This is a genomic window from Pantoea dispersa (genome assembly GCF_035783935.1).
Taxonomy (GTDB): domain Bacteria; phylum Pseudomonadota; class Gammaproteobacteria; order Enterobacterales; family Enterobacteriaceae; genus Pantoea; species Pantoea dispersa_C.
The window spans coordinates 103,169-113,719 of sequence record NZ_JALKOV010000014.1; the positions used below are offsets into that span (position 1 = coordinate 103,169).

Annotated in this window: 15 protein-coding genes; 4 read left to right on the forward strand and 11 right to left on the reverse strand. The window is 48.8% G+C overall.

The features are described from left to right. The first annotated feature begins 2 nt into the window (after positions 1-2). From MXF20_RS21745 to MXF20_RS21760, 4 genes are all read left to right on the forward strand, one after another. Complete coding sequence (locus MXF20_RS21745) at positions 3-269, forward strand: hypothetical protein (RefSeq protein WP_325971415.1); 267 nt, start codon at positions 3-5, stop codon at positions 267-269. A gap of 173 nt (positions 270-442) precedes the next feature. Next, positions 443-802 carry a GtrA family protein gene (locus MXF20_RS21750; RefSeq protein WP_325971416.1) on the forward strand — a complete coding sequence of 120 codons (360 nt, stop codon included), beginning with the start codon at positions 443-445 and terminating at the stop codon, positions 800-802. Further along, on the forward strand, positions 799-1,710 hold the full coding sequence (locus MXF20_RS21755; protein ID WP_325971418.1) for a glycosyltransferase family 2 protein: 912 nt from the start codon (positions 799-801) through the stop codon (positions 1,708-1,710). Before MXF20_RS21750 ends, MXF20_RS21755 begins: the two co-directional genes overlap by 4 nt. Beyond that, positions 1,707-3,098 (forward strand): glucosyltransferase domain-containing protein, encoded by a 1,392-nt coding sequence (locus MXF20_RS21760; protein WP_325971419.1) that lies wholly within the window; start codon positions 1,707-1,709, stop codon positions 3,096-3,098. The genes MXF20_RS21755 and MXF20_RS21760 overlap by 4 nt, the downstream gene beginning before the upstream one ends. Before the next feature lie 133 nt (positions 3,099-3,231). On the opposite strand, the gene MXF20_RS21765 is transcribed toward MXF20_RS21760, so the two are convergent. The 11 genes from MXF20_RS21765 to MXF20_RS21815 form a co-directional block, all read right to left on the reverse strand. Next, complete coding sequence (locus MXF20_RS21765) at positions 3,232-3,753, reverse strand: tail fiber assembly protein (RefSeq protein ID WP_325971420.1); 522 nt, start codon at positions 3,751-3,753, stop codon at positions 3,232-3,234. Beyond that, a complete protein-coding gene (locus tag MXF20_RS21770) occupies positions 3,750-4,826 on the reverse strand; it encodes a hypothetical protein (RefSeq protein ID WP_325971421.1) in 1,077 nt (358 codons plus the stop codon). The genes MXF20_RS21765 and MXF20_RS21770 overlap by 4 nt, the downstream gene beginning before the upstream one ends. Next, positions 4,808-5,488, reverse strand: a complete 681-nt coding sequence (locus MXF20_RS21775) for a DUF2612 domain-containing protein (RefSeq protein WP_325971423.1) — start codon at positions 5,486-5,488, stop codon at positions 4,808-4,810. The genes MXF20_RS21770 and MXF20_RS21775 overlap by 19 nt, the downstream gene beginning before the upstream one ends. Next, positions 5,485-6,684, reverse strand: a complete 1,200-nt coding sequence (locus tag MXF20_RS21780; RefSeq protein WP_325971424.1) for a baseplate J/gp47 family protein — start codon at positions 6,682-6,684, stop codon at positions 5,485-5,487. The genes MXF20_RS21775 and MXF20_RS21780 overlap by 4 nt, the downstream gene beginning before the upstream one ends. Beyond that, positions 6,684-7,037, reverse strand: coding sequence for a hypothetical protein (locus MXF20_RS21785; protein ID WP_325971425.1), 354 nt, complete (start codon positions 7,035-7,037; stop codon positions 6,684-6,686). The genes MXF20_RS21780 and MXF20_RS21785 overlap by 1 nt, the downstream gene beginning before the upstream one ends. Further along, entirely contained in the window at positions 7,037-7,789 is a 753-nt protein-coding gene (locus MXF20_RS21790) for a Gp138 family membrane-puncturing spike protein (protein WP_325971427.1), read from the reverse strand. The genes MXF20_RS21785 and MXF20_RS21790 overlap by 1 nt, the downstream gene beginning before the upstream one ends. A 58-nt stretch (positions 7,790-7,847) precedes the next feature. Then, positions 7,848-8,186, reverse strand: coding sequence for a hypothetical protein (locus tag MXF20_RS21795; protein ID WP_267411833.1), 339 nt, complete (start codon positions 8,184-8,186; stop codon positions 7,848-7,850). Beyond that, positions 8,186-9,247, reverse strand: a complete 1,062-nt coding sequence (locus MXF20_RS21800; protein WP_325971430.1) for a hypothetical protein — start codon at positions 9,245-9,247, stop codon at positions 8,186-8,188. The genes MXF20_RS21795 and MXF20_RS21800 overlap by 1 nt, the downstream gene beginning before the upstream one ends. Before the next feature lie 2 nt (positions 9,248-9,249). Next, positions 9,250-9,555, reverse strand: coding sequence for a phage baseplate plug family protein (locus tag MXF20_RS21805; protein WP_325971432.1), 306 nt, complete (start codon positions 9,553-9,555; stop codon positions 9,250-9,252). An 8-nt stretch (positions 9,556-9,563) separates the two neighbouring features. After that, the gene (locus tag MXF20_RS21810) at positions 9,564-10,130 is read right to left on the reverse strand and encodes a phage baseplate protein (protein ID WP_224481670.1); all 567 of its coding nucleotides are present in this window, start codon (positions 10,128-10,130) and stop codon (positions 9,564-9,566) included. Further along, a partial coding sequence (locus tag MXF20_RS21815) for a lytic transglycosylase domain-containing protein (protein WP_325971433.1) occupies positions 10,130-10,551 on the reverse strand: 422 nt, incomplete at its 5' end. The genes MXF20_RS21810 and MXF20_RS21815, both read right to left, overlap by 1 nt.

The window sequence follows — 10,551 nt, forward strand, 5'->3', positions numbered from 1 at the left end:
TAATGTCTAAATATGAAACGTCTAACATTGGCCGCATGCCAGAGCTAACTGACTTTGGGATGATTTATAGCGCGTGGGGACGGATTCTGGTGGTGGACCTCAAGATGAAAGACTCACTGACGGGCCACATTGATGATCCGCAAGAGTTCCCTGACCTTGCGATCAGTATACGTGCGAATATGGCGAGAGAGTTGGCGAAGGAGTTACTTAGGTGTGCAGATGAGATAGATGCGGGCCGGCACCACCCTGACGTTACTGTACTTGAGTGATGCCGAATTGAGAATGGCTGCGGATCGGCGCGGTATACCTCTGCCCCGTCGCCGGGGCTTTTTTTCTTCCTAAATACCCCATCCCCATGATGAGCTTCAAATAATCTTGATTGATCTTGATCGTGCCTGGCGTGGATGCCAAAATCTCACCTACTTCAAACTTGGGTATCATTATGGCTAAAATTTTTGCTAGATATGTAAGCATAGGTGTGCTGAATACAGCTATTCACTGGATTGTTTTTGCTATTTGCGTCGAGCGTGATCAGCCTCAATCTTTATCCAATTTCATAGCATTCTGTGTGGCAGTTACATTTTCTTTTTTTGCTAATGCTAAGTGGACTTTTAACGCTGAGGCAACGACATTTAGATACATGATGTACGTATTTTTTATGGGTATGGTTGCGGTTATGATAGGCTCTTATGCAGATCGACTAAAAGTTAACCCAGTGGCGACACTGGTTGTCTTCTCTGCCATTAGTTTAGTGTGCGGTTTTCTTTATTCAAAATACATAGTGTTCAGGAACGTGAAATGAAAATATCGTTAGTTGTACCAGTATTCAATGAAGAAGAGGCCATTCCGATTTTTTATAAAGCTGTACGCAAAGAGCTGGCTGAGTATATTGTTGAAATAGTATTCATCAACGATGGCAGTAAAGATGGAACTGAAGGGATTATTAATGCCCTTTCAATATCCGATCCTCTGGTGAAGCCTTTATCTTTCACAAGAAACTTCGGTAAAGAGCCAGCTCTATTTGCAGGTCTTGAGAATGCAACTGGTGACGCGGTCATTCCTATTGATGTTGACCTTCAGGACCCGGTAGAGGTTATACCTGAGCTTATTCAGCGCTGGAAATGTGGGGCAGATGTCGTTCTGGCCAAGCGCACAGACAGAAGCTCGGACGGACACCTAAAGCGGAAAACCGCGGAATGGTTTTATCGACTGCACAACAAAATCAGCTCTCCTGCCATTGAGGAAAATGTTGGGGATTTTCGTTTGATGTCGCGTGAAATTATCGAACACATCAAGAATTTGCCGGAACGCAACCTATTCATGAAGGGGATACTTTCTTGGGTAGGCGGTAAGGTAGAGGTGGTCGAGTACACAAGGGCGGAGCGTGTTGCCGGCACATCAAAATTTAATGGATGGAAGTTATGGAATCTCGCATTAGAAGGCATCACCAGCTTTTCCACATTCCCTTTGCGGGTCTGGACATACATAGGCCTATTAGTAGCTGCTGTATCCTTCCTTTATGGCGCATGGATGATTTTTGATACGATCGCCTTTGGTAATCCGGTTCATGGATACCCTTCTATTCTGGTATCCATTCTGTTCCTTGGAGGGATTCAGTTGATTGGTATAGGCGTGCTAGGTGAATATATCGGCAGGATATATATAGAATCGAAAAGTAGACCAAGATACGTGATCAAGGATAAAAAATGAATTTAAGATTTCTGGCTATTATTGCTCCAATTTTCATATTTTGCATGCCATTCATTAACAATGATTTTTTATACATTGACGATTTCAATCGTGCCAACTCTGGTGTGTATGCATGGGCTGCAGATGGTAGGCCATTTGCGAACCTTATTTATTGGGCGTTTAACTTTGGTGGCAAGGCAATAATTGCACACCCTTATTCTATATTGATATCACTTATAGGTTTTGCTTTTGTAATATATAAAATTTGCGAAGAGCAAAAACTAGGGATTTCATATTGTGTAGGTTTGAGCTTTCTGATAGTGAATCCTTATTTTTCCCAGCCTATGCTGTATAAGTACGACTCATTTGTAATGGTGGCATCTATAGCCATCACAGCGCTGTGCTTTATTAAGCATGACAATAGATGGTTGTTGTTTTCAGTCTTGTTTCTTACTCTAGGCGTAGGCTCATATCAAACATCATTATCACTATATATTTCATTATCCCTTTTAGAGTTGATCTATACTAGAAAATTAGGCGAAAAATACTCTTTAGCGTTAATCATTAAAAGAGCCTTAATCACCATTTTAGTATTAGTAATTTACAAGGTAATATTAAATTTCGTCGATCTATCACAATACGCCAAAGTTCACTCTGTAACGATATTTAATGGGAGCTTAGGGGATTTTATTCAAAATCTCAGGAGCTTCATTGCACTTTTGAATAGTGCCACATCTTCATTTAAAGTGTCCTCTGTAATTTTAGTTCTTTTCATATTTTCACTATTATCAATCTCAATATTTTTTGTAAGAAACAGAGGGAAGGAATATTGCCTTTATTACTCCGCTATGTTAGTGGCAGGATCTATAGTATCCCTTTTCATGTGCTTTGGTGGTATATCGCTAATTTTACTCCATCCTGTATTCGAGCCGCGCGTAATGACAGCCACTTACATAGGCGCGTTTTATCTTATAGCCACTATGTCATTGGTGTTGCATGAAAAATTTGCATTAATAATAGTAGGTATTTTTTCGCTATTTGCTTTCTACGTTTCTTCCGCTATTAGTTTCGCTTACAAAGAGCAATCTAAATTTAATGAGGAGATATATAGCGGCATATTAAAAATAACTGATGCAAATGTAATTTATTCGTCGCATTTTATTGGTGAACCTAAAAAATCTCAGTTCGTTGAACTGGTAGAGTCTGAAATTCCTATGTCGAATAAAATAAACTTCTTCTATTTTAGCAATGATTTATTTTCTGACACCCCACTTATATATCATGGTGTAAAATCATATACAAAACCAAACTCTTATAAGGCAGAGGCTTTGCAGTGCGAAAAAACCAATGAAAATGCTTTTATCAAGGCTTGTGTCTCCGGAAGTGACTTAACAGTCAATTTTAAATAACCCAACGATAATAAAGGGGTTATCGCCCCTTTATTATTTTATAAAATCTTTAACAAGAACATTCAAAACGGAATCTAATCAGTCATTAGCTTGGTATGTGTCGGTTAGGAAATTTTAAGCAACTACGTTATATTTAGTTCGGGGTTATTGGCCATTTGATATCTTGCTCCGATGATGTATCAATCCGATTCAACATCACCCTGTATTTTTTCCAGGCTGCAAGCTGTGCTTTCTCATCATCCGTGGCAATATCCAGATCAACTGCATCCTGAAGCGGCGCTATTTTGTCTGTGCACTGGCTCATCAGGAGCGCTTTCTGGGCTACAGCAGCGGCTACCAGCTGCGCCTGCGTGAGGACAACCGCGGCTATTTTACCGTCCTCATATGCCCACCCACCATTTATCAGCGCGCCCAAATCCGTAGCAGTTGAGGCATCAACTTCAGCTACAGAAAGCCCGGACGGGAACATGGCTGATACATCCTTACTGGCCGAGACAATCACACCGTCATCGTTATACGCGATTTTCAGCGTGTCATCCGCAAAGGATTTCTGGCAGTCGTACCAGTCCTCTCCCGTTGCAGCCTTGAGGTACATCGCCCCTGCGAATGGTGGTTCTTCAGGAGTGTAAGGCTGAAAATTCTTTAAATTAATCATAGCTGACTCACCGTAATCCAGTTGCCGTTGATTTGTTTCTGAATGGGCCGCGCAGTGGCTGTAACTGTCCCGACATCACCGGTATCGATGCTGCTGAAAGAATATCCGCTCGGGCAGGTGAATACGTTGGTATTGTTCGCCTTATAAAGCGTCGTGACAGAACCAAGCCGTGTATCCGTCATGAAATTACTTCTGGACCATGTACTGATGAAATCAGAGAGATTACCACCCCATTTGGGCCCGTTAATTTCCCCGCTAGGGAGTATCTGCCATGTGCCTACAGGGTTAAGGCAGACCATGGAACCATCCTGACGCATGTCATATGTGATGGTATTCCCGCCCGAGATTACGATAAAGCGGCGGGCTGCATAGGTGCCAATCTTTTCATAGAAAAGCTCATCACTTCGCTGACCTCCAGAACCTGTAAGGCGCAGGCCAAAAGTCTGGTTTGAGGTATCAGTAGGAACGTTTACAACTGAATTCTTATTGAGATAGTCCTGACCGGTAAAGGATACTGCGCCAGCAAAGGCAGTCGCATTGGAAACATTCAACGCTGTTGCGTTTAATGTTTGACCATTAAAGGTCGAAACGGTAGCTGTTCCGCTTACTGTGAGGTTCGTGACTGTGCCCGTCTGAGCATTTATGCTAGTCAGCGTAGCATTACCACCAGTGATGGCTACGTTACCAGCCCCTTGCGTAGCCATTGACCCCAATCCGAGATTAGTCCTTGCTGCTGATTGCTTATTATCTGTTACCAATTCAGCAAGTGGATTAACTCTGGAAAGGTATTTTTGCGCAATTGTATTTTGAATATTGGCAGCAATTGTTGCGTAGTCACCATTATCCAGAACATCATAACCACCATTATCGTTAATAAATTTAGCGACGGCTGCAGCGATAAGTGATGATTGTCGAATTGCTTTGTTAATCTGAGCGCTTGATGCCTTACCCGCCTGAAACCCAGTCAGCAGAGCTGGCAGTGCTTCGTAGTCAGCTTGCGACAATACATTCGCATTTGCGCCAGTTGCGAAAGGTTTAATGTTGTTTATTGCCATTAGAGTATTTTCTCCCATGCGCCATCATCAAATCCGGCGATATATTCGTTGTCCATATCGAAGCCAAAAAACCGGTTTCCGACAGATGGTGTTTCGATTGAAGGCGTCTGAATGTCGCCAGCCCAGACGCCGGCAGCTTTAACGGTTAGATATCCCTGCCGAATGGCAGCGATGAGTTCCAGCGAGACCTGGCTGATGTCTTCTTCCGGAAACGCCCACACAGAGATGGTCATGTCCTGGTTATCGACGATCTGCATTTTCAGGCCTGAACCTTCCAGCGCTGTCTCAAGGATTGGCGGCAGCGTGTCGTTTTGGCCGTCCCAGTTGTTGATTGCTATTTTCGCCTTCAGCACGATGCGGTATGTGTCATCGCTAAGGCTGGTATAGCCAGCATCAGGGTCATACGGCCCCTGCCATATGCCCTGATCCCAGCCGAGGCCATCCGTATCAAACGAGAAGTAGACGCCACTGATAGGCTGGCTGACGATGCGCGTCCGCCCAATCCACTCGCCGAGAATATCCAGTTGCGCACCAACCGCGCTGTCGATATCAAAGGCGGTGATCAGCCCCTGAAGCGCAGTTGATGCATCGGTAAGTGGGCGAGTTGAAAGGTCAACATGTGCGACGAAACGGGGTTTACCAGCGTGATAGTTGGTTATCAGTTCGGTGTATTTGCTCATGAGGTCACCGTCAGCGCTATGTTGGCGGTACTGCAGGATGCTGATTCGTTGAAGGCGATGACGATATTGGCCGGAGCCACAGTCCCGGAACTTTTACCAATTTGCAGAGACGAAATATCGTAATAGCGGGCATTGCCACCACTAACTACGCCCAAATTTGCAGGGGAGTAAACCCTGCTTAGCAGGACGTCATCGCCGATAAGCAGCCCATTGATATAGTCAGCGATCCCCTGTTTGATTTGCTCTCCGATTTGCGTGGTATATCCGGTGAATACCTTCAGCGAAAGCGCGACATAAATCGGCACGTCAGTGGAACGGTAAAAGCTTATGACGTGTGGATTATCGTATTTGTCCGGCACAGTTACTGATGTAGTGCCGTATGTGGCCACACCCTGCCCCTTTTTGCCTCGGATCGTTTGAGCAATATCCGTTGCGTCACCACCATCGACGATGGCTGAAATAGAGTGCGCCGGCAGCCCATTTGCATCCACAGACGCAGTATCATTCTCGTAGAGTTTATGGCGTGTTACGCCGGCCACATTCGCCAGAGCACCGTCTAAGGCATCGAAGGGAGTCAGTGAGGGCAGCGCTACGCTCTGGGTTTGTCTCACTCGCAGCGCAGAATCCTTTTCTGTGGCAGTGCCGACCGTCGCCGCGCTGGCGTTCGTAACCGCCGTCCATCCGCGCGTCGGTGTATTTATTTGGTTCACAGAACCAATTACTGCTGCAACCGCGCCAGAGGTCGCACAGATTGCCGTTGCGATTACGGTACCGCCCGGCTCGATTGTCACGCTGGCTGGAAGGTTCCAGATAATGCCGTTGGCGTCTTTCACCGAGCCGTTAGTGATGGTTGTGCCGCCTGTTCCGGTTAGCGTCAGGTCAACAGTGGAGTTGGTGGCGGCTTTGCGCGCGATGCCGTTAATTTTTACGTTTCGCGTCAGGGCATCAGACATTGCCGTTGAAGGTGAAAACGAGTTGTACACCTTAACTGCAGTGTTGTTGGCATCGTTGATAGCCAGCGCCACCAGAGCGACCATCTGTCCGTCTTTGCTATCCGGATCGAGATAGGCGTCGGTCCCGTAAATCTGCTGGAAGTAACTGGTGATGGTGGAGAGTATCGTCTGGTAATCAGGCGCACTAATCCCTGAGGCGGTCACCGTAGCGGAGAGCCCCAGCGTGTCGAGATCAAGAGCCATTATGCCTCGCTTGTGACTGTCGTCGTTCCGTAGATGGTGTCGATAGTTGCCGTGAACACTACCCGGCGTGATGAGGTGTTGAGGTTGGTGTCAAATGAAAGAATTGAATTAACGCCCTGTGTCTCAAGGATGCGTTGGCGTATGGCAAGGTTGTACGTTTCCGGCTTTTGCTTGCCCAGGACCGACTGAATCCACGGCGTCCCAGTAGTGGTATCGAGAAACCATTGCCCATACCAGAGCAGAAATCGTGTTTTAACCGCCTGCGCCACTGCTTCAGGTGAGTTAATCAGCCAGGTATCATCACCCTGCCCGAAGGTGTAATCGCCGTCGTCATCTTCGCGTCTGTATCGCATCAGTTCACCTTGCCGGAATTGCCGCTGCCAGTCTGCACGCCGTTATGCGTATGCTGGTCGCTGATGTCTTTGCCGTTGGATGTGAGCGTGCCGAGGAACTGGATAGCACCGGTAATCTTCGCCGCGGTGCCGGTGGCAAGGCTGCCCACCATGCCGCCGAGCCACGTAAACAGGCCATTTACTTTGACCGCGTTACTAAACTCGGACAGCGGCGCTTTCACGTCTAATCCGCCCGGCGCCACAATGTTTATGGCGTGGCTGTTCGGATCCAGCTCGATATAAGCAAAGCCGTCATCGGTACGCATCTGCAGCGTGGTGGTGCTGATGTTGCTGATGACGTTAGCCTGAGACTGCGGGCCAACAATTGCGAAGGCGTCTGATAAATCATGCTGCCGCGGATCGACAGTCTCCTGTACTCCGCCGCTTTGCCACCAGAAATCGATGCAGCGATCAGAGAAAACAACCAGGCATTCGTCTCCCGATTTCACAGGGAACGTTATGGTGCAGCCGCCGCCCCGCGGGAACACCACTGGCACATCTACCAGCAGCGGAAGTGGCGCTGATTTCATGTTGCCCAGCTCATCAGCGGTCTGGCCCTTCAGCGCCGGTTGAACGGTGCAGGTGCATGCGATGGGGTCAAAGGATTCGATTATGCCGGGCAGCGAAACACGCAGCATGGAGAAGATGGTGTCTGACAGCACCTTCATAGCCTGCTGTTCGCCGCCTGCCAGCGATTGCGGTGATACTGACATGTAAACTCCAGGCAATAAAAAACCCGCCGAAGCGGGTTATATTTTCAAAGATGCGCAGTTAATTAATTTTTTGGCAGTCAAAAGTGCCAAACACTCGCGGCTGATCCATGTTACTGCGAATCGCCTCGACGTTCAGGATGGCCTTTCCATTACGCTTAACGTAGTCCATACCAAACCAGCCAGGTGCATCGCTGCGTTGAACCAGCCACTGCATTTTCACGTTTTCATAATCGCCGTTGGCCTTTAAGAAAGTGAATTTCTGACTTTCTGGCTTAACCCCATTGATGCGTGCCCAACCATCATTAGCGGCACTTGTGCCAAGCTTAAATGGTCCACATTGTGAGTCTGCTAAGGCTGAGCCAGCAGCGAACAAAGCAAACATGAGAATCCAGCGCATCAGTATGTCCTGTTCAGCGAAGAGTTCGTTTGGAGGTCTGCCGAACCGCGCGCAAAGCACATCAAATCCATGTACCACGGCTGACCTCTGGTATCACCAGTATAATCTATAGCCGAAACGATATAAACGCCGTCAGCAGCAATACTAGCGGGCTGTTGCAGTGTTCCGTTAACCGAGAGATTGCCGTTTGTGTTGGTTTCGCTGGCCCGGCTGGGAAGTGACTTCACCTCATCAGCTGACAGGCTGGCGCGGTACACTGACGCCTGGTCGATTTGCACCAGCCCTTTGAGTTGAATGTTCGGATTTATCAGACAGCGGACGTTTACCCCGCCGCCCATCGTCTGCTGCGGCATACCGATCAGGCCGGTGTCGCTGTTAAGCACAATGGCGTTCTGCACATACTTATCAGTTGGCACCATCTGCGCCTGTCCAGCGACCAGCTGCCATGTTGCGCCGCACTGCGCAGCCACATTATCCATGATATCGCGGGATGACTGATAAATGACGCGCCCACGCGGGAATATTGTGGCCGGCATATCGCCGGTGATCCCCTGCGTTACTCCGTATGGGTTGAAACTGTCCATTGCAGCCGCGTGTACGTCAGCAACCGTATAGCCGGCGGACAGGGTTTTGGTCACGCTGGCATTCATAAACGCCTGGTGCCCATCAATGGCCTGGATCAGCACCCACGTATCAGTTGGGTTATCGCGCCCGGTAATCGTGAAGCGAATGTCGCCGCTGAATATCTCACCGAAATTTGTGCCGTTTGACTGGCCAACTTCGGCGGCATTGATGTTTTTTACAACGCCAACCTGACTGGCATCCACAGGCTGCGCTATGCCATCGTATCCCGCGATGATTTTTATCTTCGCGAACTCCTGCCCCAGAATGCGCGAAGCCGTATCCTTGGACAGATTATAGATTCGCACCATCGCAACACGCGGCCAGCGCGTATCTGTCCAGGCGATGTTAAACACCACCTTGAAGTCACTCAGGCTGATGCCCTTCCCATTTTCTGAGAGGATTTGCAGCTCAAAGTGGCGCATCCAGTTCTGTGACATGCTTACTCCGTTACCGCCAGCAGGTGGCTGCGAATTCCCAAATCAGTTTTGGTCGGATAATCCTGCGCCGGGTCATCGCACACAACCGCCAGACCAAAACCGAGATTAAGGTAGGCGAACTGCGCCAGAAGATTGGCGCCGGTCACCAGCGGGATGCCTGTTACAATGGCTACCCCGCTGCTGTCCAGCAAGTTGATAATCCATCCAGCATCATCCCGCCATAGCGTCAGAATGGAATAGTTAACGCCGTTAATCGCGGAGGTGAATTGCTGATTATCCGGCGACAGCGGTATCTCATTGGCCTGCATTACTCCCCCTAAAACAGGTTTGATACCCTGGAAAGAATTGATTCGCTTTGCGGCACCGTGGATTTAACGCCGGCGTTCTGCACGGCTGAAGTGCTGACGCCCTGCGACATGTCTGCCTTGTCTGCCACGGCAATGCTCTGGGTTGAGGTGATCAGCACCTCACGCAGCGTGAGCGTGGCCGCCAGCACGTTTTCAGTGGCTTTGTCGGTGGTTACATCGAGCACGCGGATCAGCATATTGCTGTAAATACGCTTGCCGGTCGTGACGCTGAACGGTACGCGGCTGCGCTGCAGGTCGATAAGCTCCTGGTACACCTCTTTAGGACTCAGCCCAAGACTAACCCCGATTGATGATGTATCCAGTAAATCGAGCAGCGAGCCGCCGCCAGCGAAACCAACTTCCATCACCAAATCGGAAGGGCGCCGGAAAGCGTGGTCAGCAACCGGCGCTTTGTCTTCTACCGGATGCTCGGTGATTTCCAGAGTGTCGCTGTGCTTTTCGGTGATCACCACGTCAGGCACTATCATCCCTATCCTGCGACTTTGCAGGGAAAATAGCGTTGAGAGAATATCCATTATCGGGGCCCTGTAGACATCGCCTGGCTGAAGCGTGAATTGACCGAAGTTTGCTGGTCAGCAACCGCCTTGCCAGCCTGCCCCGGGTCGCTTACGCCGTAAATGTTGATGTTGGTTTCCTGGCTGATCTGCGCACTACCAGCTGAAGGCAAGTTGCTCAGAACGCGTGGGATGTAATTGCGCGTTTCCTCTGGCATTAATGCCATGCCGTGCTTCTGGACATTGCCTATGCCCCAGTTGTAAGAGGCAAGGGCTTTGCTCAGGTCACCGCCGTTTGCCTTCAGAAGCTGACTGAGATATTTGGCTGCAGCGCCGGCGGACTTCACCGGGTCGAACGATTCATTGCCACGCAGCCCCAGATCTTTAGCCGTTCCCGGCATCAGCTGAAACAGCCCCTGAGCGCCAGCGCCTGACATTGCAT

Coding starts and splice junctions, on each gene's coding strand:
- MXF20_RS21745 (WP_325971415.1), top strand. CDS start 3: ATGTCTAAATATGAAACGTCTAACATTGGCCGCATGCCAGAGCTAACT.
- MXF20_RS21750 (WP_325971416.1), top strand. CDS start 443: ATGGCTAAAATTTTTGCTAGATATGTAAGCATAGGTGTGCTGAATACA.
- MXF20_RS21755 (WP_325971418.1), top strand. CDS start 799: ATGAAAATATCGTTAGTTGTACCAGTATTCAATGAAGAAGAGGCCATT.
- MXF20_RS21760 (WP_325971419.1), top strand. CDS start 1,707: ATGAATTTAAGATTTCTGGCTATTATTGCTCCAATTTTCATATTTTGC.
- MXF20_RS21765 (WP_325971420.1), bottom strand. CDS start 3,753: ATGATTAATTTAAAGAATTTTCAGCCTTACACTCCTGAAGAACCACCA.
- MXF20_RS21770 (WP_325971421.1), bottom strand. CDS start 4,826: ATGGGAGAAAATACTCTAATGGCAATAAACAACATTAAACCTTTCGCA.
- MXF20_RS21775 (WP_325971423.1), bottom strand. CDS start 5,488: ATGAGCAAATACACCGAACTGATAACCAACTATCACGCTGGTAAACCC.
- MXF20_RS21780 (WP_325971424.1), bottom strand. CDS start 6,684: ATGGCTCTTGATCTCGACACGCTGGGGCTCTCCGCTACGGTGACCGCC.
- MXF20_RS21785 (WP_325971425.1), bottom strand. CDS start 7,037: ATGCGATACAGACGCGAAGATGACGACGGCGATTACACCTTCGGGCAG.
- MXF20_RS21790 (WP_325971427.1), bottom strand. CDS start 7,789: ATGTCAGTATCACCGCAATCGCTGGCAGGCGGCGAACAGCAGGCTATG.
- MXF20_RS21795 (WP_267411833.1), bottom strand. CDS start 8,186: ATGCGCTGGATTCTCATGTTTGCTTTGTTCGCTGCTGGCTCAGCCTTA.
- MXF20_RS21800 (WP_325971430.1), bottom strand. CDS start 9,247: ATGTCACAGAACTGGATGCGCCACTTTGAGCTGCAAATCCTCTCAGAA.
- MXF20_RS21805 (WP_325971432.1), bottom strand. CDS start 9,555: ATGCAGGCCAATGAGATACCGCTGTCGCCGGATAATCAGCAATTCACC.
- MXF20_RS21810 (WP_224481670.1), bottom strand. CDS start 10,130: ATGGATATTCTCTCAACGCTATTTTCCCTGCAAAGTCGCAGGATAGGG.